This window comes from Labrenzia sp. PO1 (assembly GCF_012273635.1).
GTDB lineage: Bacteria > Pseudomonadota > Alphaproteobacteria > Rhizobiales > Stappiaceae > Roseibium > Roseibium algicola.
The window spans coordinates 25,826-52,601 of the sequence record NZ_JAAXCR010000009.1 but is presented as its reverse complement, the minus strand read 5'-3'; the positions used below and the strand labels follow the sequence as shown (position 1 = coordinate 52,601).

At 58.9% G+C, this 26,776-nt stretch carries 24 protein-coding genes and 3 tRNA genes; 10 read left to right on the top strand and 17 right to left on the bottom strand.

The window, feature by feature from the left end; genetic code table 11:
- The 3 genes from HCG46_RS28235 to HCG46_RS28225 form a co-directional block, all read right to left on the bottom strand.
- Positions 1-120: GTP-binding protein (locus HCG46_RS28235; RefSeq protein ID WP_286185580.1), on the bottom strand; the 120-nt coding region annotated here is incomplete at its 3' end.
- A gap of 170 nt (positions 121-290) precedes the next feature.
- Positions 291-364, bottom strand: a tRNA-Gly gene (locus HCG46_RS28230).
- A 22-nt stretch (positions 365-386) separates the two neighbouring features.
- Positions 387-471, bottom strand: a tRNA-Tyr gene (locus tag HCG46_RS28225).
- 418 nt (positions 472-889) lie between these two features.
- Here HCG46_RS28225 and HCG46_RS28220 point away from each other — a divergent pair.
- From HCG46_RS28220 to HCG46_RS28210, 3 genes are all read left to right on the top strand, one after another.
- A complete protein-coding gene (locus HCG46_RS28220) occupies positions 890-1,420 on the top strand; it encodes a MarR family winged helix-turn-helix transcriptional regulator (RefSeq protein WP_209009660.1) in 531 nt (176 codons plus the stop codon).
- A complete protein-coding gene (locus tag HCG46_RS28215) occupies positions 1,417-1,920 on the top strand; it encodes a PaaI family thioesterase (protein WP_168688152.1) in 504 nt (167 codons plus the stop codon). The genes HCG46_RS28220 and HCG46_RS28215 overlap by 4 nt, the downstream gene beginning before the upstream one ends.
- Positions 1,921-1,992: 72 nt before the next feature.
- Positions 1,993-2,808: an RNA methyltransferase gene (locus HCG46_RS28210; RefSeq protein WP_168688151.1), complete on the top strand. Its 816-nt coding sequence runs from the start codon at positions 1,993-1,995 to the stop codon at positions 2,806-2,808.
- A gap of 25 nt (positions 2,809-2,833) precedes the next feature.
- Here the strand turns inward: HCG46_RS28210 and HCG46_RS28205 are convergent, their stop codons facing one another.
- Entirely contained in the window at positions 2,834-4,024 is a 1,191-nt protein-coding gene (locus HCG46_RS28205) for an MFS transporter (RefSeq protein ID WP_152510559.1), read from the bottom strand.
- A 680-nt stretch (positions 4,025-4,704) separates the two neighbouring features.
- Here HCG46_RS28205 and HCG46_RS28200 point away from each other — a divergent pair.
- A tRNA-Thr gene (locus HCG46_RS28200) sits at positions 4,705-4,780 on the top strand.
- A gap of 64 nt (positions 4,781-4,844) precedes the next feature.
- Here HCG46_RS28200 and HCG46_RS28195 read toward each other — a convergent pair.
- The 8 genes from HCG46_RS28195 to HCG46_RS28160 form a co-directional block, all read right to left on the bottom strand.
- Positions 4,845-5,825 (bottom strand): glycosyltransferase family A protein, encoded by a 981-nt coding sequence (locus HCG46_RS28195; RefSeq protein WP_168688150.1) that lies wholly within the window; start codon positions 5,823-5,825, stop codon positions 4,845-4,847.
- Positions 5,822-7,039 (bottom strand): FAD-dependent oxidoreductase, encoded by a 1,218-nt coding sequence (locus HCG46_RS28190; protein WP_168688149.1) that lies wholly within the window; start codon positions 7,037-7,039, stop codon positions 5,822-5,824. The genes HCG46_RS28195 and HCG46_RS28190 overlap by 4 nt, the downstream gene beginning before the upstream one ends.
- A 120-nt stretch (positions 7,040-7,159) precedes the next feature.
- Positions 7,160-7,429, bottom strand: a complete 270-nt coding sequence (locus tag HCG46_RS28185) for a hypothetical protein (protein WP_075284752.1) — start codon at positions 7,427-7,429, stop codon at positions 7,160-7,162.
- A gap of 66 nt (positions 7,430-7,495) precedes the next feature.
- Complete coding sequence (gene cyoD / locus HCG46_RS28180; RefSeq protein WP_168688148.1) at positions 7,496-7,801, bottom strand: cytochrome o ubiquinol oxidase subunit IV; 306 nt, start codon at positions 7,799-7,801, stop codon at positions 7,496-7,498.
- A 9-nt stretch (positions 7,802-7,810) separates the two neighbouring features.
- Positions 7,811-8,404 carry a cytochrome o ubiquinol oxidase subunit III gene (gene cyoC, locus HCG46_RS28175; protein WP_023001143.1) on the bottom strand — a complete coding sequence of 198 codons (594 nt, stop codon included), beginning with the start codon at positions 8,402-8,404 and terminating at the stop codon, positions 7,811-7,813.
- Positions 8,405-8,415: 11 nt separating this feature from the next.
- The gene (gene cyoB, locus HCG46_RS28170) at positions 8,416-10,455 is read right to left on the bottom strand and encodes a cytochrome o ubiquinol oxidase subunit I (protein WP_152506381.1); all 2,040 of its coding nucleotides are present in this window, start codon (positions 10,453-10,455) and stop codon (positions 8,416-8,418) included.
- On the bottom strand, positions 10,455-11,387 hold the full coding sequence (cyoA, locus tag HCG46_RS28165; RefSeq protein WP_031269334.1) for a ubiquinol oxidase subunit II: 933 nt from the start codon (positions 11,385-11,387) through the stop codon (positions 10,455-10,457). The genes cyoB and cyoA overlap by 1 nt, the downstream gene beginning before the upstream one ends.
- Before the next feature lie 159 nt (positions 11,388-11,546).
- Entirely contained in the window at positions 11,547-12,788 is a 1,242-nt protein-coding gene (locus HCG46_RS28160) for a Zn-dependent hydrolase (protein ID WP_168688147.1), read from the bottom strand.
- Between the two features lie 147 nt (positions 12,789-12,935).
- Here HCG46_RS28160 and HCG46_RS28155 point away from each other — a divergent pair, with 147 nt between their 5' ends.
- From HCG46_RS28155 to HCG46_RS28135, 5 genes are all read left to right on the top strand, one after another.
- The gene (locus HCG46_RS28155) at positions 12,936-14,495 is read left to right on the top strand and encodes an ABC transporter substrate-binding protein (protein WP_035908743.1); all 1,560 of its coding nucleotides are present in this window, start codon (positions 12,936-12,938) and stop codon (positions 14,493-14,495) included.
- A 280-nt stretch (positions 14,496-14,775) separates the two neighbouring features.
- Positions 14,776-15,720, top strand: coding sequence for an ABC transporter permease (locus tag HCG46_RS28150; protein WP_023001138.1), 945 nt, complete (start codon positions 14,776-14,778; stop codon positions 15,718-15,720).
- Positions 15,720-17,657 (top strand): dipeptide/oligopeptide/nickel ABC transporter permease/ATP-binding protein, encoded by a 1,938-nt coding sequence (locus HCG46_RS28145; protein WP_168688146.1) that lies wholly within the window; start codon positions 15,720-15,722, stop codon positions 17,655-17,657. Before HCG46_RS28150 ends, HCG46_RS28145 begins: the two co-directional genes overlap by 1 nt.
- On the top strand, positions 17,654-18,661 hold the full coding sequence (locus HCG46_RS28140; RefSeq protein WP_168688145.1) for an oligopeptide/dipeptide ABC transporter ATP-binding protein: 1,008 nt from the start codon (positions 17,654-17,656) through the stop codon (positions 18,659-18,661). Before HCG46_RS28145 ends, HCG46_RS28140 begins: the two co-directional genes overlap by 4 nt.
- 37 nt (positions 18,662-18,698) lie before the next feature.
- Entirely contained in the window at positions 18,699-19,493 is a 795-nt protein-coding gene (locus HCG46_RS28135; RefSeq protein ID WP_168688144.1) for an FCD domain-containing protein, read from the top strand.
- On the opposite strand, the gene HCG46_RS28130 is transcribed toward HCG46_RS28135, so the two are convergent.
- The 4 genes from HCG46_RS28130 to HCG46_RS28115 all read right to left on the bottom strand — a co-directional run bounded on the left by HCG46_RS28130 (position 19,490) and on the right by HCG46_RS28115 (position 25,432).
- A complete protein-coding gene (locus tag HCG46_RS28130; protein ID WP_168688143.1) occupies positions 19,490-20,758 on the bottom strand; it encodes an amidohydrolase family protein in 1,269 nt (422 codons plus the stop codon). The two genes, HCG46_RS28135 and HCG46_RS28130, sit on opposite strands and share 4 nt — an antisense overlap.
- Positions 20,755-23,205 carry a branched-chain amino acid ABC transporter ATP-binding protein/permease gene (locus HCG46_RS28125; protein WP_168688155.1) on the bottom strand — a complete coding sequence of 817 codons (2,451 nt, stop codon included), beginning with the start codon at positions 23,203-23,205 and terminating at the stop codon, positions 20,755-20,757. The genes HCG46_RS28130 and HCG46_RS28125 overlap by 4 nt, the downstream gene beginning before the upstream one ends.
- A gap of 78 nt (positions 23,206-23,283) precedes the next feature.
- Positions 23,284-24,159 carry a branched-chain amino acid ABC transporter permease gene (locus HCG46_RS28120; protein ID WP_168688142.1) on the bottom strand — a complete coding sequence of 292 codons (876 nt, stop codon included), beginning with the start codon at positions 24,157-24,159 and terminating at the stop codon, positions 23,284-23,286.
- 85 nt (positions 24,160-24,244) lie between these two features.
- On the bottom strand, positions 24,245-25,432 hold the full coding sequence (locus tag HCG46_RS28115) for an ABC transporter substrate-binding protein (protein ID WP_168688141.1): 1,188 nt from the start codon (positions 25,430-25,432) through the stop codon (positions 24,245-24,247).
- A 234-nt stretch (positions 25,433-25,666) separates the two neighbouring features.
- Here HCG46_RS28115 and HCG46_RS28110 point away from each other — a divergent pair, with 234 nt between their 5' ends.
- Positions 25,667-26,080 (top strand): nuclear transport factor 2 family protein, encoded by a 414-nt coding sequence (locus HCG46_RS28110; RefSeq protein ID WP_168688140.1) that lies wholly within the window; start codon positions 25,667-25,669, stop codon positions 26,078-26,080.
- Here HCG46_RS28110 and HCG46_RS28105 read toward each other — a convergent pair.
- Entirely contained in the window at positions 26,077-26,766 is a 690-nt protein-coding gene (locus tag HCG46_RS28105) for a GntR family transcriptional regulator (protein ID WP_023001129.1), read from the bottom strand. The genes HCG46_RS28110 and HCG46_RS28105 overlap by 4 nt on opposite strands.
- Between the last annotated feature and the right edge of the window lie 10 nt (positions 26,767-26,776).

The following is a 26,776-nucleotide window of genomic DNA, read 5'->3' as shown; positions in this document are numbered from 1 at the left end:
GCCGGTTTCAGCCAGCGTCATGGTGATTGCTGCGGTCAGCGTCGTCTTGCCGTGGTCAACGTGGCCAATCGTGCCAATGTTAACGTGCGGCTTGTTGCGCTCAAATTTTTCCTTCGCCATCGGCGTCGCTCTCTGTCCAATACTCGGTTCGGTCGAATTAGGTCGAGGCGGGACGCGTTCCGGCGCCTTGGACAGATCCGCGAGCGACGAATTGCTTCCCGTTGAACTTCTTGTCAGGATTTCCGGGCGAAAGAGCCTTCCGTTCCGGACACTCCGATCAGCACCCATGATGGAGCGGGTGAAGGGAATCGAACCCTCGTCGTCAGCTTGGAAGGCTGCTGCTCTACCATTGAGCTACACCCGCACAACGAGAGAACCAGGAACGATGGTGGAGGAGGTTGGATTCGAACCAACGTAGGCATAGCCAACGGATTTACAGTCCGTCCCCTTTAGCCACTCGGGCACTCCTCCATCTCGTCCTGCTTCACGCCGAAGCGATCAGGATGGCTTACCGAAGAGCCCGCCCGGAAGGGGCGAGCAATCCCGTGGCGCGTGTTATGCAGATAGGGCCCCGCCCTGTCAACGCCGATTTTGCAAAGAATTGAACAAAATCAGCAGGACGCTCGAAACAGAGGCTTCGAACGTGAGCTATTGCCAAGGCCGACGGCACCACCAGATTGCCGCAGCACGGCTGCGATGTCACGGTTCCCCTGCGTTTTGCTGAAAATCCGGCGTCACACGCCCCCAGCCTGTGGACAACTTTCATCAACGCGCCCGTTCCTTTGACGAGGCCATTTATGCCAATGCCTGCACCTGCTGCCCTTTTGAAAAACCAGTCGGACACGACTGCACCCTTGAGCAGATTCTTTAGTTGTTGTATCTACAACAAATGCCCTCTTCTCTTAAAGATATCGATTTCCAGCACATGGGCCGAACCTGCCTCGGTCACGCTGCCCGGCGCACCGCCAATCTTCTGACCCGACATTATAATAGGCACATGGCAGCGCTTGGCCTTGAACTGACCCAGGCCCAGCTTTTGGCTGCCATAGCCGACGGGTCTGCAAATTCGGCGGCAGAGATCGCCCGTTTTCTCGGCATAGACCGATCCACGCTGGCCCGAAACCTCAAGCCTCTGGAAACTGCCGGCCTTGTGAGCCGGCAAGATGGCAAAGGCCGAAAGGTTCTTCCAGTGCTGACACAACTGGGTGAGGCAAAGGTGATTGAGATCCACCGCACCTGGCTCAAGGCACAGGAAGAGGTCAGCACATTGCTCGGCCCGGACGGCGCAGATGTCGTTCGCACCCAGATGTCCACGTTGCGCAAGGCCGTTCACATTCTGGAAAGCCAGGAAAAACCCGCCGCAGACACCGCCTCCCATTCAGACCCCGACGAGACCACCTTTTCAGGACACCAATCATGAGCGATCCCCAGACCCTGACTGAAAACGGCAAGACACACACTCTTGGCGCACTTCCAAAGAAAGCCTTTGCCACCATGACCGGGCTCGATATCTTCGAGCGCATGATGGCAGGCGATTTGCCTGCCCCGCCGATCATGGTGCATTCCAATATAAGGATGAAGGAATTCTGCGAAGGCCGGGCCGTCTTCACCGGCCTGCCGGCACGCGAGTTCCTGAACCCGCTCGGTACGGTCCATGGTGGCTGGATTTCGACGCTGATCGACACGGCGCTGAGCTGCGCTGTACACACCACGCTGCAGCCCGGCGAATTCTACACCACCACATCGCTCAACGTGAACATGGTTCGCCCGCTGCTTGAAACCAGCGGCGAAGTGGTTTGCGAGGGACGGATCGTCCACCGCGGCTCCCGCCTGGCGACCTCCGAAGGTGATCTGCGGGACGCGAACGGCAAACTGATCGCCCATGGCACCGTCAGCTGCATGATCCTGAAGCCCTCTTGAGGCAATGGATATGGAACAGTCGTACTGTCTTTCCCTCTTTTCCTGACGTGGAAATCCCGGTAGAGCTGCGCCATGAGTGACGACAAGAAACCTTCGCGCCCAGCCGGCAAGCCGGGCTTTCGCGGCAACAAGAAGTTCGCTGGCAAACCTGCGCCGCGCCGTCCGGGTCTTCCCCCGGAAGGCCCGGTACTGCTTTACGGCCTTCACACCGTTGAAGCGGCCTTTGCCAACAAGGACCGCAAACGGCTGAAGCTGTTCGCAACGGACAATGCCGTTCGCCGCCTCGAAGAACGCGGCGTGACAATCGATGTCCCTGTCGAATCCATGATGCCCCGCGCACTGGACCGCATGGTGACGAAGGATGCTGTCCATCAGGGCATGATTCTTGAAGCCGATCCCCTGCCCGCTTATGGCGCCGAGCATCTGAAAGGTGCTCGCCTCGTACTGGCGCTTGACCAGGTCACGGATCCGCACAATGTCGGCGCAATCCTGCGCTCGGCTGTCGCGCTCGATGCCGATGCGGTGGTAACGACCGAACGCCATGCACCGGAAGAAGGCTCCGTTCTGGCGAAATCCGCTTCCGGTGCACTCGACATGATCAAACATGTCCGGGTGAAAAACATGGCCCGCTTCATTGCCGAGATGAAGGACGAAGGCTTTTCCTGCATTGCCCTCGACAGCGATGGCGCGGCAAGTCTTGAAGAGACACCGTTCAGCGACAGGACAGTTCTGGTACTGGGCTCGGAGGGCAAAGGCGTCCGACAGGGTGTGCGCGAAGCCTGCGGCCTGACAGCCCGCCTCGACATGCCGGGCGAGATTCGCTCGCTCAATGTTTCAAATGCCGCTGTACTGTCACTCTATGTGGCGCGGATGAAAATGGGGCTGTAAGGCCCCTCTCCTTTCAGCCCCCGATTCAGTGCACCTCTCCGTGCGCCGCAGTCACGGAGCTGGTAGCAGTTCTGTTCGCCCGCGTCGCCTCCGACCGGGTCAGGCAAGGCGCCAGCAGCAGACTGATGCCGATCATCGGTGCCAGCACCATGAGCGCCGCCCGAATACCGAAGGCATCGGCGAGCGGCCCGATGGTGAGCGGCCCGACCAGAAAGCCAAGCAGAGCCACAAAGGAAAGCACGGCGACATTGGAAGCCGCACTTCCTCCAGGCGCTGCGGATGCCGCGGTCACTCCAAGGGGAAACGCGAGCGCGGCTCCTGATCCCAGAACTCCCAGACCGACAAGCGCAATCGGCACGTTCGGTGCAAGCCATATCAGGCTCAGACCAATCAGTCCGATGAGCGCAAGCACCTGCCCCAGGCGTCCTGGCGCCGCAACCTGGCGCAAGCGGTCTCCCATGAGCCGGGTCGAAGCCAGACACAGCGAAAAGATCGATATGCCCAGCCCGGCGAGGCCTGGATTGGCAGCAAAGGCATCCCGGAGATAGACCGCAGCCCAATCGGCAACGGCCCCTTCCACCAAAGTCGTTCCAAAAGTGAAAAAACAGACACCTAGCAAAACCGGATGTGGCAACCGGAAACCGCGCTGCTCGGGTTTGGCCGACTGCCCTTCGGGCGGCAAAGGCAACTGCAGGATTACAGGCAGCACCAGGGCCTGAACCAGGATCGCGATCGCGATACCGGCCAGAAGGGGCGACAGGGCAAGACCCGCAACAGCCGAGCCAATCAGCGTTCCAGACAGCAGTCCGAAGCTCCAGCAGCCATGTGCTCTGCTCATGATCTTGTGGTGGGTGCGAGTCTCGTAATCGTCAGCCAGCACGTTGAGCCCAAGTTCCAGGATGGACATCGATCCGCCGACAAGAGCGAGCGCCGCCATCAAGAGCCACTGGGTTGTCGCCATGAAGGGCAACAGCATGGCGAGAAGAAAGACCGGATAGAAGACCAGCGTGATCCGCTTGGCGCCGATCCAGCCTGCAATGCGCCCCGCGATCATCAAGGTTGTCAAAGTGCCGACCGGCGCCCCGACGAGCGCAATCGCCAACTCGCTGTTGGTCAGTCCGAGCGCTGTCTGGACACCTGGAATATGCGGCAGCCAAGCCCCGAGTGCGATCGGCTGCAGATAGAAAATGAGGCAGATGCGCTGCGCTTCAGTCATTTAAATCGATCCAATTGGCACACATGATTTCGAGCAGAGCCACATGTGGCACGGCAGACTTTCCACTGAGAGTGAAACGGAAGTGATGACAGGACCGAACAGTGTTTGGTCAATCCAGCCTGCCTTCCGGTAAAACCAGGAGAGCCCGCGCAGAAAGCGACAGGCTGATATTCAGAGTGCGCATTTATGGGTGCAAAACCCGGTTCATGCAAGCTGTCGAGCCCTCTCTTCGCAGAGCCCCTTCAGCGCTTGCGAAAGCTGGATTGTCGGATGCCGCGGTTAGAAAATCGCCTGTGTCCACCTTGTTCTGTCTCACAATCGGCGATGCGGGTCAGTGCTTGATGTGCTGCGCGAGCATATTATTCCAAGGCAAGGAAATGATTCCGTTCCAGGGAACTTGCAAGATAGCCGCGCGCTGTCCTGCTGACCGAACACGATGCCTCTTGATTGCACCGAAAGCACAACTGCTTCCGTCATTTTGCAGGAATGACATTGGAATCGAGATGTCGCGACACAGAAGTTCTGGATCGCTGAGCCTCTGCGCACGCGAAACTATCCACAACGGCTACCCAATTTTTGAAATTATCAGAGAGGTTTAGCTGGTTTTCCGGAATCAGGATCGAAAAATGCAAATCAGGGCATGGACAAGTGCGCCCAATCTGGTAGAAGCCATCCCCGGCGCCGGTATAGCTCAGCTGGTAGAGCACGTGATTTGTAATCTCGGGGTCGCGGGTTCGAATCCTGCTGCCGGCACCATTTCCCCCATTCAGCCTGAAACTCTATTGTGTCGCTCGCCGCTGGCACCGTGCTTTCGCGTGCCTCAGGCGACACGGACCATATGTTCTCGCCACGCGTTGCAGCTACCCTGGCGCTGCATCAATGAACGCCGCAGCATCTTCTTCATCGCTTTTTGGCGCAAATCCAGTTCACTCTGGCTCCAGATCGCGTCGAATGCCGTGCCGACGGCTAGCGGTCTCAACTCGCTGTTTCTGGAAAAGACCCGCTCGCAGGCAAGATCGAATATGGCCTCGCGCTGGTACTCGTCAGCCACGGACCGGGCCGCATAGAGTGCCATTTGCTGGCAATAACGCATCCACGCATATGCAAGGGTTTTGGCAGGTGTTTCCAGCCAGCGCGTGTGAGTGTTGCCGTCGTGATAGACCTTCCTGTAGAGCGGCCGGTCGAGATAAAGCATTTCACCCTGGATCGCCTGGCGCATGATCCAGGTACTGTCGGCGAACATGTTGTCGAACCGGTTTCCGGGAACGGTCAGATCACGAAGGTTTGGCGGTGTCCGGTTGACCGCCCGAAAACTGACGCCGGCATAACTCATCCCGAACACCTGACTGATCCGCGCTTCCAGGTCTCCGCTTACACTTTTGCTGCGAATGATGTGTTCATCCGGCCTGCCGACGGTCTGAATTGCGGTGCAAGCGCTTCCGGCAGCAGGTGTCTTTTCCAGAAGTTCCACAAGCGCGGCGTAATAGTCCGGCTCAATAGTGTCGTCCTGCGGCAGGATGGCAAAATACGGCGTCCTCACCCTTCTGATCAGCCAATTGGCGTTTTCCACCCAGCCGAGACGTCCCCGCTGATGGTAGATACCCACGTTTGCCATGCGCTGGAACGGTTCGAAGGTTTCCCGTTCGAAACCGCCATCATTGGAAATGACAACACGATAGTCGCGAAAGCTCTGCCCCTGCACCGACGCAAGCACCTGTTCCAGAAATCCCTTCGGCCGGTAGGCAGGAATACAGATTGTCAGACGTGGCCGCTTCCATGGCCATATTGCAGGAAACTTCATGAGGCGATGACTTGATGAACCCGGCTTGAAGATGCCAGCGCGTCCGCCGCTTCAAGCGCGAACATCGGTGCGGTCGTGTATTTGCCCGGATCAAGGCTGCAATAACCATCAGCCAGGAGGCTGGGGCCTATTCTGCTGCGCTTGTGCAGATCGCTCACGTGATCATCGATATCACTTGCGCCCCTTGCATCAATAACTCCGCCGATCAACGGTGCTTCGTCCATCTCGGGAAAGCGCAGGAACTCAGCTAACTTCGGATAGTAGGCCGCAAGTGCGGCAACGGAACTGCGCACAATTTCGGCCTTTCGGGAAGAAGCGATCTCTGGGTGCGGAAGCAAAAGGTCGCGTGTGCTGGCGAGCATCATCGACGGGTACCAGGACAGATACACCCGGCCTGTCTCATACCGCACGACATCCCCGTATCGCCCCAACATGAGCGTAACATTCGCCAGATCTTCGACAACATCCGGTAGCAGCACCGCCATCTTGTAGCGCAGGAACCACGAGGCATCATCAGCAAAGCCGCTGGCGTGGTCCAGAAAGCGGCGCTGCTCCCAGGCGGCGTTGAGCACCCGGTCAAATGGTCCGTCAGCGCGATGTTCACCAACCACTTTCCAACCGGACCGGCTTGTCTCGAAACGCGTCACCCTGTGATTGGACTGGAACTCGATTCGCGGGTGAGAAAGAACCGCTGCGCGCAGTGAAGCAGCAATGGCTCGCGTGTCGACGGATCGTTCCGGCGTTCCGAAGGCCGCCTCGATCTTGCCAGCGTCAGAGCCATAAGGATGGGAGGTCAGGCGCCGGAAGGCCGGTAGATCCACTTCGCCGAGGTAGTCTGCATTTGGTGCCGCTAGCCGCTCGCGGAGGATATCCTGCACCAGCACAAAGTGCTGTTCTACCGCACCCGCGGAAAGCTGAGACCCCTCGGGAACGGCATAATCGAATGGCTGCGTTACGGAAGAAGCGAACAGGTCTTGCGCCATCCACCGGCACACGATGGACCGAAACTGAAGCGCGCCGTCGATCATGCGCCGTGCGGTCAGACCTGAACTGTCCCCGCCGTATACGAACCCGAGATGGATCTTGCCTTCGTTGACCAGCGATGCCGCTGTCAGCGGTTCTGCTCCGGCATCGTAAAGCACGACGCGGTTACCGCGATCAGCAAGCTCCAGAGCTGCGATCGAGCCGGCAATGCCGGCCCCCACAATCGCCATGTCCCGGCACGATTTCATCCAAGAACGACCGAAATCATGTTTCCCCACACCTGTTCCGGAACGGGATCTCTTACCTCAAGCGCAGCAAACCGACCAGTGGAACAGATACATTATCGGTCGTCATTCCACGTCGCCGATGTATTTTGCCTGGTTGATCAGCTCCTGGCATTTTGCTTCGTTGCCTGCGTGCCGTTCCTTGTTCGCTTCCTGGAGCAGTGCGCGCATCTTCTCTGCAACAGTGATGTCGATACCCTCCCTTTCGGAGTGGGTAACGGCATTTTCAACCTTGTCGATGTCCGCCTGACAGTCGGCAAGTGCACCGTTGGTAGCGGCCAGCATCAGCCCTGCGGCCAGAAGACTTCCGGCAAGCGGATTGCGATAGCATCTCATGTCATTCTCCCTTTCGGACAGGCTGGTCGTCGATTGCGGCGAGACGCCTCAATGGCGACCAGGCATTCACTGCATGCGGTGATGCAGATCCATCATGATCCAGAGACTGCCGCCGACCATGATGAAAATGAGCACCGCGGCAAAGGCCAGAAAGAACAGGTTTTCGACCGGGGTGGATTTCAGGTCGATGTGTAGAAAAAAGACCAGGTGAACAATCACCTGCAGAACCGCGGCAACGGCGATGACGAAATATACGGCACTGCCTGTGAGCAGTCCGCCCCAGACCAGGGTGAAGGGAATTGCCGTCAGCACAACTGCAAGCACAAACCCGGTGAGATAGGTAGACAGGCTGCGTTCAGCGGAATGGTTCATATGTGCCCCCTATAGAACGCCCGGCAGATAGACCGCCGAAAAGATCCCGATCCAGACAATATCGAGAAAATGCCAGAACAGCCCGAGCCGCATCAACCGGGAACGAACCGGCGGCGTCAGGCCCTTGACCATGATCTGGCCAATCATAACCACGATCCCGAGTGCCCCGAACGCAACGTGCAGTCCGTGTGTACCCACCAGCGTGAAGAAGGCAGACAGGAAGCCGCTTACTTCCGGCCCCGCACCTTTTTCGATCATGCCGGCAAATTCACTCAGCTCCATTGCCAGAAACGCGAAGCCGAGAAGCAAGGTCACAAAGAGCCATTGGACCACGCGGCCCTTCTGGTCGTTCATCAGCGCAATGCTCGCCATCCCGAACGTCAGGCTGGAGACCAGCAGCAAGCCGGTTTCAACGGCAGTCCTGCTGAGATCGAAGAGCTCTTTTGATGTCGGACCGGCGGCGGAGTTTTCCGACAGGACAGCGTAGGTCGCAAACAACAGCGCGAAGATGACCGCGTCGGTCATCAGATAGATCCAGAACCCGAATTCCCTGGAATGAAGGGAGTGCTTCTCTTCCTCTTCAAGGATGGTTGCAGCAGACATCGGCCCCTCCCTCAAACCGTTCCGGACAACGGTGCGCCAGAGGCGGCACCGCGCGGCACAAAATCGCGCATGTCGTGCAGGTCGGCCGGCGAGATCTGAGCGAGGCGTTCACGCTCGATCCGGGCGACTTCTGCTGCGGGCAACACGAATTCGCTGTTGTCGTCGGACGCCCGGATACCAACACATACGAGAGACAGCACGAAGCTCAGGGCGACGAGCCACCAGATGTACCAGATGAAGGCAAAACCGAGCACAAAGGCCAGTGCACCAAGCACCGGGCCGATCCAGGTGTTTTTCGGCATGACGATGTCTTCGTAATGCTGCGGCGGCTGATAAGCCTCCCCCCGGATCTTCATGTCGTGGAACGCGTCGATATCGGTCACCTCGGGCAGAACCGCGAAGTTATAGGCAGCTGGCGGTGAGGACGTCGCCCATTCCAGGGTACGACCGTTCCACGGGTCCCCCGTGATGTCCCTGGCGGATCCCCATTTCCTGGCCGAAACGTAAAGCTGGATGGCGATGCAGGCGATGCCGCACAGGACGAACAGAGCCCCGATCGCAGCGACGATCAGATAGGGTTGCCAGGTGGGGTCGGCATAATGTTCCATCCGCCGGCTCATGCCCTTGAAGCCAAGGACGTAGAGCGGCATGAAGGCGAGATAGAAACCGATGATCCAGCACCAGAAGGACCGCATGCCCCATTTGGCGTCCAGCTTGAAACCGAAGGCTTTGGGGAACCAGTAGTTCATGCCGGCAAAATAACCGAAAAGAGCGCCCGGGATCAGCATGTTGTGGAAATGCGCCACCAGGAAGGTGGAATTGTGCATCAGGTAGTCGGCGGGCGGCAGGGCCAGCAGCACCCCGGTCACGCCACCGATGACGAAGGTCACCATGAAGCCGATGGTGTAGACCATGGACGTGTGAAACTCGATCCGGCCCTTGTACATGGTGAACAGCCAGTCGAAGATCTTCACCCCCGTCGGCACCGCGATGATCATCGTTGCGATGCCGAATATGGCGTTCACATTGGCAGACGAGCCCATCGTGAAGAAGTGGTGCAGCCAGACTGTGAACGACAGCAGCGCGATACAGGCGGTCGCATAGACCAGTGAAGTGTAACCGAACAGCCGCTTGCGCGAGAATGTCGCCACCACTTCGGAAAAGATACCGAAGGCCGGCAAGATCAGGATGTAGACCTCCGGATGACCCCAGATCCACAGCAGGTTGGCAAACATCATCATGTTGCCGCCGTCACCGTTGGTGAAGAAATGGAAGCCAAGCGTGCGATCGAGTGTCAACTGACCGGCGACCACCGTCAGCGCCGGAAAGGCGAAGGCAATCAGGATGGAAATGCACAGTGTCGTCCAGGTGAACATCGGCATGCGCATGAAAGTCATGCCCGGGCAGCGGTTCTTGACGATGGTCACGATGAAGTTGATGCCTGAGAGCGTACTGCCCACCCCGCTGATGATCAGCGCCCATAGCCAGTAGTCGACCCCCACACCCGGACTATATTCAGCCCCGGAATATGGAGGATACCCGGTCCAGCCGGCTTGAGAGAACTTGCCGACCACAAGCGATATCAGCACCAGAGCCGCACCGGCGGCCGTCATCCAGAGGCTGACGGAATTCAGGAACGGAAAGGCGACATCCCGCGCGCCGATCTGTTGCGGCACGATGATGTTGATGAGCCCGGTCAGGAACGGCATCGCCACGAAAAAGATCATGATGGTGCCGTGAGAGGAAAAGATCTGCTCGAAATGCTCCGGCGGAAGGTAACCTTCGCTGTTCAGGGAAACCGCCTGTTGCGCGCGCATCATGAGGGCATCGACAAACCCGCGAACCAGCATCACCAGAGCCAGCACCACATACATGATGCCGATTTTCTTGTGATCGACACTGGTCAGCCAGTCTGTCCAGAGAACTTTCCATGCGCGCAGCCAGGTGATCAGCAGGAACACGGCAATGCCGCCGCCAACGGTTACTGCCGCCCCACCCATGGCCACCCAGGAATAGAACGGCAGGGCCTCAATCGTAAGACGTCCCAGCATCAAACAGCCCCCCGGCAGATGAGTTCGGCGGCCTTGCTTTCGTAAGGGCCGACAATCGGCGCGTATTTGCGCAGGATGATCGAAAAGAGATCCGTCTCGTAAGACGAATAATGCCGGACTGGATCGGCAACGCTCTGCTTGTGCAAGTCCACATAGGTCTTGGCGTCCAGCACGTCAGCGGATCCTGTTGCCTTTTCCTTCCAGGCGGTGAAATCCGCTTCGTTCATGGCATGAGCCTTGAAGTGCTGGTCGGAAAAGCCGTCGCCGGAATACATTGTGTTGCGGCCGTTGAAGGTGCCTGGACCATCTGCGATCAGGTTAAGTTCAGAGCGCATGCCCGCCATGGCGTAGATCTGGCCACCGAGTGCGGGGATCATCAGTGAATTCATGACCGTGTCGGAAGTGATCTCGATGGTCAGCGGCCTGTCTGCGGGAAAAGCCAGTTCATTCACGCTGGCCGTGCCGAGTTCCGGGTATAAGAACAGCCATTTCCAGTCGAGTGCGACGGCCTGCACCTTGAAAGCCGGCTTATCGGACGCCAGGGCCTTGTAAGGGTCGAGCCTGTGGGTCGCATCCCAGACAATGGTTCCGATGACAATCACGATCGCAGCTGGAACCAGCCAGACCACGGCTTCAATGCCCCAGGAACCATCCCACTCGGGCGCATAATCCGCGGTGTTGCCATTACGCTTGCGATATCGCCAGGCGAACAGCAGCGTTAGTATGATCGCGGGAATGGCGACGATCATCATGATGCCGAATGCCGTGAACAGCAGATCCCGTTCCGCCAACGCGATAGGCCCTTTCGGGAAGAGCACCGGCGCATCGGAAAGCGCACAACCTTGTAACAACGGGAAAAGGCATACGAGGCCGACCGTCGCGGCAGACCTCAAGGCAATACGGACCCTTAGTCCGGCAATCCGATCAACCATGGCACCCCCGTTGAAAAATGGATAGGGACTGTCTGTTTGCAACACTTGTGGCGGCACGCCCGCCAAGAACGATATGCTTTACTTTTGAAAAGCCTAGCCGAGCCCGCGCGGCATTGAAAGAGCGAAAGTTGCAGAAGCCGGCAGACACCAGCAAACAGGTTAGCCGGACAAGTCGAGCAACGCCTGCAGCATGAGGTTCGCCCCCTTCTCGATATCCGACCAGTCGCTGTGTTCTTCGGGAGCATGGCTTATGCCGGCCCGGCTGGGAACGAAGATCAGCCCGGAAGGGCAGAAAGACTGCATTGTCTGGGCATCGTGACCGGCTCCGGAAGGCATCCGCCGCGCCGGTAATTCGTTACGTTCGGCGAGGCTGGCGAGCTTGTCGGCAAGCTCGCTATCCAGCGAAACCGGTGACAACCAGCTCCTCTCGGTCTTGTTCAATTTCAGTCGGTGCCGGTTTGCGACAATGTCGGCGCTTTCCAGAAAACGCGATTTCAGCCCCACCATTATCTCTTCCGACGTGTCACGCAGAATCACCGAAAAGACTGCGCGACCTGGAATCGTGTGGGGATGGTTCGGCGAAAGTTCGACATGACCAATGGTAAACCGGCTCTGGTCGGTGCCGTGCATCTGGATCAGATCCGGAATTGTCCCGGCAAGCTCGGAAAGTCCGGCAAATGCATCCGCCCGCAGATGCATGGGTGTTGTCCCGGAATGATTGGCGATTCCCGTCAGTTCCAACTCCAGATAACAGACACCGGAAACCTCCTCGGCGATGCCGATAGGAAATTCTTCGGCTTCAAGAACCGGCCCCTGCTCGATATGGAGTTCCAGAAAGGCATTTATCGAACCGGCCGGCCGGGCTGCTTTCAGGATGTCCATCGGCTCGAGACCCAGACTGTTCATGGCATCGCGCAGCCGGATCCCGTCGGCATCAATCGCCTGCTCGATCCATGCCGGAGTGATCGCCCCGGATATGGCCTGTGAGCCGAGCATGCCCCCGAAACGGCCCTCTTCTTCGGAAGTCGCGGCAACTTCGATCGCTGTCCGGGGCGTTATTCCGGCATCCTTCATCGTTCGCACGCATTCCAGCGCAACACAGGCGCCGAGCGCTCCGTCAAAAGCACCGCCATTGACCACGGTGTCGAGATGCGATCCGGCCATGACGCACGGCCCGTCCTCAGGTCCATACCGGCCAAACAGGTTGAGTGCGCCGTCTCTCCACACCTGCAGATCGTCGGCCCTCATCTGCGCCTCGAACCAATCCCTGCACTCCAGATCGACCTGAGTGAAGCCTAGTCGCGTGTAGCCGCCGGTTTCAGGAACAAAGCCGAAGCGATTCACTCCGTTGAGAAGCGTTCTGAGACGCTCCGGGTCGATACGGATTGCGTGCTGCGGCATCCTTGTTTCCCCCTTATTTATCAGCGCTTAAGCGTTTATCTGGCATCGAGAGCACAACCCTCGAGCGAAAATAAATATGAAATAATTATTGCAGCATTGCAATTAATCATGATTAATTATTCGTCAGAAACAACGAGGGGAATGGTCATGAAAAGATTCCTAGCCGCGGCTTTCGCCTCGGCCTTCCTCGCCTTTGCACCCCAGGTGCAGGCGCAAACTCCGCCCAATGTTCTGGTTGTCGGCCAGATCGCGGAACCCAAGTCACTCGATCCGCACGCCGTCACCGCGGTGAACGATTTCCGCATTCTGGTGAACTTGTATGACGGACTTGTGCGCTACAAGGACGGCACCCTGGAAGTCGAACCGTCCCTTGCCGAAAGCTGGACCATTTCGGAAGACGGCAAGACCTACACGTTCAAGCTGCGTGAAGGCATCAAGTTCCACGACGGTTCCCCCTTCAACGCGGAAGCGGTGAAGTTCAACTTCGACCGTATGCTGAACGAGGAAAACCCCTATCACGATACGGGTCCCTTCCCGCTCGCGTTCTTCTTCTCCACTGTTGAGGACGTGGTCGTCGACAACGAAACCACCGTCACCTTCAACCTCAGTGCCCCTTACGCGCCGTTCCTGTCGAACCTTGCCTATCCGACGGGTCTGATTGTCTCCCCCGAGGCCGTCAAGCAATACGGCAAGGATTTCGGCCGCAATCCGTCCGGTACCGGCGCCTACAAGTTTGCCGAATGGGAAGCCAACGCCAAGGTGGTTGCCGTCAAGAACGAAGACTACTGGGATGGCGCTCCGGACCTGGAAGCGCTGATCTACCGTCCGATCACCGATGCCAACACCCGGATCGCCGAAATGCTCTCCGGCGGACTGGACGTGATGGTTGAAGTCCCGCCGGACAGCCTGCAGCAGTTCAAGGACGATTCAACGTTCAAGGTGCTGGAACAGGCCGGACCTCACGTCTGGTTCCTGATCCTGAACACCCGCGAAGCACCGTTTGACGTCAAGGCTGCACGCCAGGCCGCCAACTACGCCATCAACAAGAAGGCGCTGGTGGAAAACATCCTGCAAGGTACGGCCGACGTCGCAGCAGGGCCGACACCTCCTGCCTTTGCCTGGGCCTACAACGAGAGCCTGGAGCCCTATCCCTACGATCCGGAAAAAGCCAAGGAACTCCTGAAGGAAGCTGAATACGCCGGACAGGAAGTGACTTTCTATGTCACCGAAGGCGGCTCCGGCATGCTCGACCCGGTTGCCATGGGCACGGCCATCCAGGCCGATCTCCAGGCCGTCGGCATGAAGGTCAAGATCGAGACCTATGAATGGAACACCTTCCTCGGCAAGGTGAACCCGGGTCTGCAAGGCAAGGCTTCCATGGCGGAAATGGCCTGGATGACCAATGACCCGGACACGCTTCCGTTCCTGGCCCTGCGCACCGAAGCGATGCCCGAACAGGGCGGGTTCAACTCCGGCTACTATTCCAACGCCAAGGTGGACGAGCTTCTGGAAAATGCCCGCGAGGAAACCAACCAGGAAGAACGTGCAAGGCTCTACAAGGAAATGCAGGAAATCGTCCAGGAGGACGCCCCCTGGGTCTTCGTTGCCAACTGGAAACAGAATGCCGTCACCAAGGCATCGGTTGAAGACTTCAAGCTGCAACCGTCCTTCTTCCTGATGCTTCAGGATGTCAAGAAGCCTCAATAAGACGACACGTCTCCCGGCGGACCTTGAACGGTTCGCCGGGATTTTCGTATTCGGACCTGCACGCAGCAAGTGCCGAAGGAAACGTAAAGGCGCACCCCGGCGACACAACACTCCCTCATCCTGAGGAAGCGCAAGGCGCTGTCTCGAAGGATGGGCCACTTGCTCCGGAGTGTGCCGCCCATCCTTCGAGACGCGCATAAATGCGCTCCTCAGGATGAGGTTGCGGAGGCGGCAAGGCTTCAGGAAATGGCCGGCCGCACTCAGAAAGAGGGAGAGACCATTGGCTTCCTATATCGCCAAGCGTCTGCTGGCTGCCATCCCGGTCCTGTTCGGGCTGACGATCATCGTCTTCCTGATCATGGCGATGATCCCGGGAGACCCGGCAACTGCCATTCTCGGCTCCTATGCGACACCGGAAAATGTCGCCAAGCTCAACCGCGATCTCGGCCTCGACAAAACCCTGTTCGAGCAATACGTCATCTGGATCGGCAACCTGTTCCAGGGTGATCTCGGCCGCTCTTACACGCTCAATCGTCCGGTGCTGGATGAAGTGATGGAGCGCTTTTCAGCGACCCTCATTCTGGCCGGAACCTCGCTCATCCTGTGCTCGATCTTCGGTCTTCTTGCCGGTATTGTCTCTGCTGTCCGTCAGTACGGCTGGGCGGACAAGATCATCACGCTGCTCGTTCTGATCGGTATCTCGACCCCGTCTTTCTGGCTCGGCCTGCTGCTGATCCTGGTCTTTGCCGTCAATCTGCGCCTGTTTCCGGCGTCCGGCATGTACGCGATCTATGGTGGCGGCGACTTGCCCGACCTGATCCATCACCTCACCCTGCCCGCGCTGACGCTTTCGGTTGTCGCGACCGGCGTCATTGCCCGGTTGACGCGCACCGCCATGCTGGAAGTGCTGCGTCAGGACTATATCCGCACCGCCCGCGCCAAGGGCCTGTCGGAACGCAAGGTCATCTACAAGCACGCATTCAAGTCGGCCCTCGTCGGCGTGGTGCCGGTCATTGGCATCCAGGCCGGCTTTGTCATCGGCGGTGCTGTCTATATCGAGACGGTGTTCCAGTGGCCGGGCATCGGATCCATGCTCGTGACCGCCATTTCCACCCGCGATCTGCTGCTGGTCCAGGGCGGGGTTCTGGTGGTCGCCGCCGCTTATGTTCTCTTCAATCTGCTCGCAGACGTGGTGCAGACCATTCTTGATCCGAGGTTGCGCTGATGAGTGACACGACCATGAGCGCCCCTTCCAAGGAGAAGGCAAAGTCCTCGCGCCCGGGGACACTTGCGCTGCTGCTCAACAATTCGCTGGCAACCAGCGGCCTTGTCGTTCTGGTGCTGATCTGTCTTATCGCGCTGGCAGCGCCGATCCTGCCGCTGGCGAACCCGGACGTTACCGCCCCGGCAGACCGACTTCTGCCGGTCCTTACCGAAGGACACCTGCTTGGCACCGATCACTTGGGCAGGGACATCCTTTCGCGGCTGATCTGGGGGACACGCATATCGCTTGCCGTCGGTCTGTCGGCAACAATAATCGCTGCCTTCTTCGGCTCGCTTCTGGGACTGGTCGCCGGATACGCAGGCGGGCGAACGGACACTCTGATCATGCGCGGCATCGATATGGTGATGGCGTTTCCCTACATTCTGTTGGCACTGGCCATTGTCGCCGTGCTCGGCCCTGGGTTGCTCAACGCGCTTTACGCCATCGCGCTCGTCAACATACCGTTCTTTGCCCGCAACATTCGCGGTATCACGCTCGGGCTATCCCGAAGAGAGTTTGTTGACGCGGCACGGCTGTCCGGCAAATCACCGGTGCAGATCCTGTTTCTGGAAATTCTGCCCAACGTCTTGCCGGTGATCGTCATCACCATGTCGACGACCGTCGGCTGGATGATCCTCGAAACGGCCGGCCTGTCTTTCCTCGGCCTGGGGGCCCAGCCCCCACAGGCAGACCTTGGCTCCATGCTGGGTGAAGGCAGAAAGATCCTCTTTACCGCGCCGCATGTCTCCATCATTCCGGGCCTGATGATCTTTGCGCTGGTCATGAGTATCAACCTCTTCGGCGACGGTGTTCGCGATATCCTCGACCCGCGCCTGCGTGCCGGGTCCCTCACCCGGCCGGTCTCTCGAACAGCGGTGCATCGCAACCTCGACGAGATCCCCGCGCCTTCGGAAAAGGGCGGTGTGCTGGATGTCCGTCAGATGCGCACCGAATTCCAGATCGGCAGCTCCGTTTACAAGGCAGTCGGCGGTGTTGATCTGAACCTGAAAGAGGGCGAATGCCTGGGCGTTGTCGGAGAATCCGGATCCGGCAAGTCGGTAACGGCCATGTCCATCATGGGCCTTGTGCCGACACCACCCGGCCGGATTGCAGGCGGTGCCGCCTATCTCGACGGCGAAGATCTTTTTGCGGCAAGCGACCGGCGTATCCGGGACCTCAGAGGCGGGGCGGTTGCCTATGTCTTCCAGGATCCGCTGTCGACGTTGCACCCGCTCTTCACCGTTGGTGATCAGTTGACGGAAGCGATCACCACCCACCAGCCCATATCCGGCTCGAAAGCACGGGAAAAGGCCGTTGAACTGCTTTCGCTTGTGCGGATCCCGAATGCGAAGGAACGATTGTCCGCCTACCCGCACGAGCTTTCCGGTGGCATGCGCCAAAGGGTCTGCATTGCCATGGCGCTCGCCAACGATGCCAAGGTGCTGATTGCAGACGAGCCGACCACCGCGCTCGACGTCACCGTGCAATCGCAAATCCTGACTCTGATGAACGGCCTGCGCCGCGAACGGAACGCTGCAATCCTGTTCATCACCCATGATTTCGGCGTTGTCTCCGCCCTTTGTGACCGTGTTGCGGTGATGTACGCGGGCCGGATCGTTGAAACGGGAACGACGGAGGAGGTTCTGGCGAACCCGCGTCATCCCTACACCGCCAAGCTGATCGAATGCGTGCCTGTTCTGGGCGAGCCGGACCGTCGTCTGGACGCAATCGAGGGCCGCCCGCCCGTGGTCAACAACCTGCCGGACGGTTGTGCCTTCGCCGAACGGTGTCCGCACGCACAGACCTCCTGCCGGACCGGCGAGATCAACCTTGAGATGTCTTCCGAAACCCGCGGTGTGCGCTGCCTCTTTCCGCTGAATTCCGGAGCGACCGCATGAACGAGATAAGCCAGAACCACATGGACAGCGAAGCCCTTTTGACCATTCAGGATGTCGAGCGCATTTTCGGCGGCGGTCGGAAGCTCTTTGGCGGTCATCTTCCCGCCGTGCACGCGGTTCAGGGTCTCAGTCTCGATGTAAAGAAGGGAGAGACCCTCGGTGTCGTCGGAGAGTCGGGCTGCGGCAAGTCCACGCTCGCGCGCCTCGTCGTCGGTCTCGATCTGCCGACTTCCGGCTCGATCACCTTCAACGGCGAGGATCTTGCGGCACTGGCAAAAAAGGACCGCAACGCTCTCGCCCGCAAGGTTCAATATGTCTTTCAGGATCCGGTTGCCTCGCTCAATCCGCGCAAGACCATCAGGACCATCCTGGAAGCGCCGCTCAAGCACCTGACAAACCTGAATTCCGATGGTCGCGAGAAGCGCCTTGCCGAGCTGCTGCAGGCGGTCAACCTGGCGCCGGAGTTCCTGGAACGCTACCCCCATGAATTCTCCGGCGGCCAGGCGCAGCGGATCGGCATTGCGCGGGCCCTTGCGGCCGGGCCGGAGCTGATCGTGCTTGATGAGCCCGTGTCTGCCCTTGATGTCTCGGTGCAGGCCCAGGTGTTGAACTTGCTGGACAAGCTGAAGGACGACTTCGGCCTCACCTACATCTTCATCAGCCACGATCTTTCGGTGGTGGAAAGTGTCAGCGACCGCGTGGCGGTGATGTACTTCGGCCGGATGGCCGAACTGGGTCCAGCCAGAGAAATCTTCCGCAAGCCGCTACATCCCTATACGGATCTGCTAATGCGCTCCGCGCCCGCCCCCGGGCGGCACGACCTGATGTCGGAAGACGCCTCTGCCGAATTGCCGGATCCCTACAATCCTCCTGAAGGCTGCGCCTTTGCCGCGCGCTGTGCGCACCGCACGGATATCTGCGTTGCCGGCAAACCGTCACCAGACGAGGCCAAAGGCGGCAACAATCACGTTGCGGCTTGCTATCACCCACTCGGGAAGGCATAGGCTCCCCAAAAAACAAGGCAATGCAGTTTAACCGGCCATGAGAATTCCCGAAGGAGCGACAGATCCCAAGACACGGAAACGCCTGCGGCGGCCCGACATGGTTGCCCAGCAGATCCGCGAACAGATCGTCGAAGCCGGTCTGCGCCCCGGTGACAGGATCCCCGCCGAATGGCTTCAGCCGGAAACGGTCAGGGTGTCACGTGGTTCACTGCGTGAGGCTTTGAAGGTTCTGGAGTTCCAGGGGTTGATTTCAACGCGCAGCGGTCCGGGCGGCGGTGTCTTCGTCGCATCGGTGGAGCCAGGTGAAGCCATCCGCATGCTGGACAATCTGTTCCTGTTCGACCAGCCGACGATTGCCGACATCTACACACTCCGGAAACAGCTTGAGCCGGAACTTGCCGCCTCGGTTGCCGGAACACTGACAGACGAGGGTTTTCAGGCCTTGCAGGGCTGCATCCGGCTTTACGAGGACGAGCCGAAGACGGCGGAAGAAGAATATTCGCAGCGCCTGGCCGAGCTTGATTTTCACGAAGAACTGGCCCGGCACTGCAAGAACCCGATCCTGGCCTTCACATGTTCCTTCCTGCTCAGCCTGCTTCGCGACATGACGGTCTGCCGCTCGATCTACAAGGAACCGAACCCTGCCCTGCGCGAAACGGGACTGCACTATCAGGTGCAGTTACTGCGGGCGATAAAATCGGGTGATGCCGAGCTCTGCCGCATGATCATGCGTGGTCATATGATCGAGGCGGAAAAATACATGAAGGAACGTGCCGCCATGCGCACACGCGGCAGCACAACGGCGCAAGTGGTCTCGTCCACGAGCAGCTAGGGCACAAGAGCCGCTCGCCTTTCCTCGGTCCGGCCTTGCGCTTCCAATGGTCCCATCAACCTGGCCGGAGCCTGCTCGAAGGTGAATTTTCCATTCTTCATCCCCCAGACCGGCCGGATGATTTCCGAAACGATCTGATGTCCGCTCATGGCCGGCAGCGCCACGAAGGTGGCCGCTTCGCCGACTTCGATCCTGTGAGCCTTGTTGATCAGCCGCCGTGGTGCAGCCGTTACCATGTCAAAACAGGCCTTCAGGTCTTCCGCTGATCCGAGCTGGTGAACATTGGCATAAAGATTGGCCATGCGCGGCAAGGAGCAGTCGCCATAGGGCGTGAAGGGATTCAGCACGTTGTTTGTTGCGACCGTGCAGCACACGCCGTGTTCATGAAAGACATGCGCCGGCGCGACCCCCCGCGGCACCAGGCTTTCGCTGCCGCGTCCCATCAGAAACAGATCCGTCGACGGCAGGACGGTAAGCGCGATTTCAGCGCTTTTCAGAATTTGCACCGCCTCCAGAAGGTCCTTTCGGGAAAGGGCCGACAGCTTTGTGACATGGCCGATCGCGACCCTTCCCTGCCATCCGAAAGCGACTGTCTGACGGGCGATTTCATCAAGATGACGCCAGGATGGATCGAGATCGAAATCCAGGTGGAAATCGAGATCGACATCATGGCGTTCGGCCATTTCGAACAGACAGGCAATCTGGCCATTCGGATCGCTGTCCGTATAGGGACACCCGCCCAGCAGGTCCGCTCCGGCGGTGAGCGCCTCTTCCAGCAATTCGGCAGTACCAGGGTTGTTGATCAGCCCTTCTTGCGGAAAGACACATATCTGCAGGTCCAGCGCCCAGGCGAAATCCTGCTTCAGCCGCTGAATGGCGTGAAACCCCGTCAGGCCGATGCCCGGATCGATCTCCACATGCGTCCGGATGGCGTTGGTGCCCTGGGTAATGGCCTTTTCGAGAACCTTTCGACCACGGTCGTAGACGTCTTCTTCAGAAAACCCTTTCTTTGCCTCAGCAACTGACGAGATCGCTCCTTCCAGCGTGCCTGTCTCGTTCCGACAGCGGTCGAGAATGCAGGCCTTGTCGAGATGAAGATGGCTCTCGACAAATCCCGGCACCAGGAGAACGCCGTTACCATTCAGTTCTTCCGCACTCGTGGGCAGGTCGGCTCCTATCGCCGAAATCTTTCCGGCCCTAACAGCAATATCGACAGCCGCATCAGCGCCCTCCAGCAGGACGTTCCGGATTACTAGCCCGCTCATACCCTCGCCTCCATGCGAGTTTCCTGTTCATTGGCGGCGCCGAGATAGGCCGCCGTCAGCCGCGGGTCCGAAGCCAGATCCGCAGCCTTGCCTTCAATCACGATACGGCCTTGCTCCAATACGTAGGCGTAATCTGCAACGGCAAGAGCAAGCGTCGCCATCTGGTCGACAAGCAGAATGGTGATGCCTTCGTCCCGCAACTCACCAAGGATCGCATAAAGCTCCTCAACCATCGCCGGTGCCAATCCAAGCGAAGGTTCGTCCAGGAGCAGGATCTTGGGTTTCGCCATGAGACCGCGGGCAATTGCCATCATCTGCTGCTCACCGCCCGAAAGAAGCCCTGCGCGGCTGTGCAACCTGTCACGCAGGCGCGGAAACCGCTTCAGATGAGCTTCCAGTTCCGAGCTGTTGACATCTGAATGTCGCTTGTAGGCACCCAGTTCGATGTTCTCGCGCACTGTCAGTTCCGGAAACACCTGGCGGCCTTCGGGAACCAGCACAAGACCACGCCCGACGAGTTCATGCGGCTGCATGGCCTGTGTCTGCTCGTCATTCAGGATTATGCTTCCGGTGACCGGCCTGTGCAGACCCGAAACGGCAGAAAGAAACGTCGATTTTCCTGCACCATTCGCCCCGAGCAGAGCAACCATTTCGCCTGGCCGCACCTTGAGTGATACCTCCTTCAACACCGGAGCCGCGCCATATCCTGCAGTCAACTTTTGTGTCGAAAGAACAGGCGTTTCTTCCGTATGCAGCGGTTTTATGCGCGGGAAGGCCGTGGCGCCACCGGTGCCGAGGTAGGCTGCAATCACTGTTTCGTTTGCCTGGATCTCTGCCGGGGTGCCAAAGGCAATAGGCTTGCCGGCGTCAACTGCCTGGATCCGGTCCGAAATCCCCATGACCAGCTCCATGTCATGTTCAACGAGCACAACTGCAGGCCCCAGGTCGGCAATATCCCGCAGCAGCATGGCGAGCTTGTCCTTGTCGGCTCGCATCAATCCGGCAGCCGGTTCATCCAGAAGAAGGATGTCAGGTTTCAGGGCAAGCGCACGTGCGATCTCCACCAACCTGCGGTCGACATGCGGCAGATCACCGGCACGCTTGTCGAAGTCACCTTCATAGCCGCAGTATCGCAACAGTCCTGCCGCCAGCGACAAACGATCTGGCGACTGAATGTCGGACCACGGGTCGCCGAAGGCACCACGGCCCAGCCCGGAGACGACATTTGCAAGCACCGTCAGGTCCTCGAAAAGTTTGGTCGTCTGGTAGGTCCTGGCAATCCCCGATCGGGCAACCGCATGGGCCGGCAGCCCGGCAAGGTCCCGGCTTCCAAGCAGGATCCTGCCCTGCGTTGGACGGTAGAACCCGCCTATCATGTTGAAGACGGTGGTCTTGCCTGCACCGTTCGGACCGATGATGGATGTTACCTCGCCGGGCTCGATCCGGAAGCTGACACCATCGACTGCCCGAACACCGCCGAACGAAATGCCGAGGTCTTCAATTTCCAGTGCACTTGAGGAAAGCCCGCCCTGGAGGAACTGCTCGATGTCTGCGGAAGAAACCGGCGTCACGCTTCGGCTCGACCTCGGGATGTAAGACGCCACTGTGCCGACCAGACCGCGAGGCGCAATCAGCAGCACGCCCACCAGCAAACCGCCAAAGAACAGCAGCCGGTATTCTGCAAGATCTGAAAGGAACTCCGGCAGCAGGACGGTTACCAGCGCACCGGCGAGTGGCCCCAGCACGGTGCCGGCGCCGCCGATCAGGATTGCGAAGAGAAACAGGATCGACTGCGAGAACGGGAAATTGCTCGGCGCGATGAACATCATCAACGGTGCAAACAGACCGCCCGCAAGCCCGGCCATCGCCGCCGCAATGGCAAACGCGGCCGCCTTGACCGCAAACGGCCGATATCCAAGCGAGGCGGCTGCGGTTTCAGCATCGCGTACGCCCGTCATTGCCATGCCCCAGCCGCTTTCGGCCAATCGGCGAAACAGGTAGAGAGACAATCCGGCAAGCAGGATGGCCAGCACCACCAGTTCCCGCTCACTGAACACGAAGCCCAGGATCTCCGGCATCGGAAAGCCCATGAGGCCATTCTGACCGCCAGTCAGGGAACGCCATTCCACCGCGCCGTGTTCGACAATGAACGCGAAGGCAATCGTGACCATTGCCAGGAACGGCCCCGCCATACGGACGGCAGGCACCGCCAGCAGAACGCCCGCGATCCCCGCCACGAGCGCGGACAAGGGCAGTGCCAGCCAGAAGCTCAGGCCAGACAGGGTCATCACCGCCACACCATAAGCGCCGATGGCAAAGAAACCCACCTGACCAAGGGAGACCAGACCAGTCAAACCATAAAGAACGTTGAGACCTGTCCCCAGGATGGTCGTGATTGCAACAAGGCCGATGACGAACTGCGTGTAGCCACCACTTGTCACGGCCATCGCACAGGCTGCAACGGTTAGAACGAGCAACGCGCTATCGATAAGAATTCGCTGGTTCAGAAAGGGCACGGCGCTTCCTCAGACTTTCTTTACGGCGGGACGACCGAAGAGACCGTCCGGCTTCAATGTCAGTGCAAGGATGATCAGCGCAAAGACAACGATGTAGGTGGAAGATGAGCCCAGGTAGGCCGTTACCAGGGCTTCCGTCACCCCATAGAGAAAGCCTGCCAGCATGACGCCGGCTGCCGATGTCATGCCGCCCAGGATTGCCACCGCGAAGGCCTTGAGGCCAAAGAGCGTCCCCATGTCCGAATGCACGGAAAACAACGGCGCGATCAAAAGACCGGCACATCCGGCAAGCATCGCCGAAATCGCAAAGGAACCGGACACCATCATGGTTGTGTTGATCCCCATTAGCCGTGCTGCCTGATTGTTCTGGACGACGGCAAGCAGCGCCCTGCCCTGCAAGGTCTTGCGGAACAGGAAGTGCAGCGCCAGAGCAACACCGATGGCGGCAATCGGAATAAGCAGTTGCTGCGGATAGATGCCCGTGCCGGCGAACTGCCAGGTGGTCTGCGCCAAAGGCGAAAACAATGTCCGCGGTTCGTTGCCGAAGCTGAAGAGAACGGCGTTGTCGAGAAAGATGCCGCCCGCGACGGTCGCCATCAGCCAGGCCTCCGAATTGCGTTCCACGAAGGGACGAACCAGAAGTATTTCAACAAGCACGCCAAAAAAGCCGCAGCAGGCGATCGCAAGCGGATAGGCGATCAGCCAGTTCAAGCCGAGCCGTTCGGTAAAGACAAAGCCCAGAACCGCGCCCAGCATGACAACGCTGCCCTGCGCGAAATTGACGGTGGAAGAAACGGAATAGGTGATCTGAAAGCCGAGCGCGATCAGCCCGTACATGCTTCCAAGGCCAATGCCGGTGACAAGGGCGGCGATCAAGAGGGTCATGGGTGGGTCCTGGCGGGTGAGACGGGATCAGGGCTAATTCAAAGGAAAGAAACCTCCCGCGGGCCTGCCGCGGGAGGTGACATCATCAATCTTCGATCGGGATGATTTCGCCTTCGACGAATTGCGCGAAGACATAGTCTTCAGGAGCAATCGCATCCTGGTCTTCCGGCGAGAACGGGTCGGTGTAGGTCTTGATCAGGCCTTCGATGTTCTCGATGTCGTACATCGCCTGTCGGATAGCCGGACCATCGGTGGAACCGGCCTTCTCGATGGCGGCAGCCAGCAGAAGCATGGCGTCATAGGCGTTGGCGATACCGGTCGCGGGTGTCACATCGGCCATGGTCTCGATTTCGGGAAAGCTCTCCTGAAGCTTCGAGAACATGGCCTCGCCCTTCGCATCGCCCTCCCGGAACAGGTAGGTCTGGATGAAGTGGAGCTTCTCGCCGCTCTTGCCGGCCAGTTCCGTGAACCGTCCGCCTGCCGGGCCCCAGTGCGATGCCATGGCAACATCCCAGCCCATCCGGTCGAGTGATTTCACCACCTGTGCGGTCGGGGCAACGTTTGCCACCACAAACAGGCCATCCGCGCCGTTTTCCTTGAGGCGCGTGAGCTGCGGCACGACATCGACGTCGTTGGACTCGAACTTCTCGATACCCGCATGCTCCATGCCGCGCTTCTCGAGCGCTTTCAAAAGCCCCTTCTCGTTGGACTCGCCCCATTGGTTGTTGATGAGGATCATGCCCGGTTTCTTGGATCCGTATTTGGTGACCAGATACTCGGTGATCGCTTCATCGACATATTCATCAACGGCGGAGACGCGGAAGATGTAGTTCTCTTCAGCACCATTCTTGGTGATGCCGGTGCCTGCAGCCCACGGGCCGACAAAAGGCACCTTTGACTGGTTTGCAAAGGGAACGATTGCAAAGGAGACCGGTGTGTCCAGACCGCCGATCAGAGCCGCAACGCCTTCGCGCTGGACAAGCTCACGTGCGGCGACAAGCCCCTTGCCCGGGTTGCTTTCGTCATCGCGGCTTACAAGTTCAAGCGGTTTGCCAAGGACACCGCCCTTCTCGTTGATCTCGTCAATCGCGATGGTCAGGCCACGTGTAATTGCCTGTCCGGACTTGGCGGACTGACCGCTGAGCGCGGCAACAAGGCCGATCTTGATTGTATCGGCGGCGAAGGCCGGCAGGCTGGTGGCCAGGGCGAGGCCGACAGCACCTGACATCAGAACGCGGCGTGTCACCTTCGGAAATTTGCAAGCGGATTTCATGAACGGCTCCTCTGGTTTTCCGGACGACACGTCCGAACGCCACATCAAGAGCAAGTCAGATGCCAGTTTACTGATCTCTATACATTTCAATTACTTATCTAATTTCTGCCTTTACAGACCTTCGATGACATCAGAATTTCGCTTAAATTGCATGCAATCTTTGCATACAAAATTTGCATGCAAAAAACCGGACAGGATTTATGCTCCGGAAGGCCATTTTGAAAAGGACGCCCGATGCAGGACGAAAACAAGGACACTCTTCCCGAGGAAGCGCAGATCGTCAGGGAATATCTCGACGCTTCCATGAAACCCGATCCGGATCTCGCTGCGACATACGTTGCCGACGATGTGACGATCACGTTTACGGGCGGACGGGTATTCAACCATCCCTCAGGTCCGACCGGCTTTAACGCGAAGCGGTACAAGTGGGTGAAGAAGAAGATGGACCGTTTCGACGTTGCCCGCGGGGCGGACGGGGTTGTCGTCTACTCTGTCGGGACGCTTTACGGTGAATGGCCGGACGGAACCGCCTTCGAAGGCAACCGGTATGTCGATCGGTTCGAAGTGCATGACGGCAAGATCACAAAGATGGATGTCTGGAACGACAGCGCGGAGCGAATTCTCACCCGCATGGGCATTGAAGCCTAGTCGTCTCCTCGAACGGCGCGAACGTAAGGTTCCAGGGCATCAAGATAGATGCCCTGCCCCTTGTTTTCGGGCTTGATCAGCGCCCGGTCAGCCACGGCCCCCAGGTGATGTCGCATGAGATCCCTGGCCCGATCCTCATCGCCCTTGGAAAGAGCATCAATAATTTCCCGGTGCTCCTGGATCCCGCAATCAGTGGAATGCGGCCGCGAGTAAAGCGCCAGCGTCAACCCGCATCTATAGCCGACATCTTCCACGTAGCGGATCAGAACCGGACTTTCCGTGAGCTGCGCCATAAGAATGTGGAATTCCGTGGCAAGCCGGATGGAGACAGGCTCAGGTCCCTTTTCAGCGGCGATTTCCTTGTCGAGATGCGCATTCAGTGCATCAAGGTGCTTCTGGGAGAATTCAGCGCTCAGCCGGGACACCACGAGGTCTTCGATCTGGCATCGCAGGTCAAACAGATCCCGCGCCTCTTCCAGGCTGGGGGTTGCGACAACGGCTCCCCTGTTCCGTCGCAGTTCGACAAGGCCCTCCGCTGCGAGCCGTTCCAGTGCCTGGCGCACAATCGTCCGGCTCGACCCGAAACGCTCACCCAGCGAATCTTCCGGCAGTTTCATGCCCGGTAACAGGGCACGCTCAAGGATGGCACTGCGCAGGGCTGCGCAAATTTGTTCGGAACGATTCATCAGTGCTTCG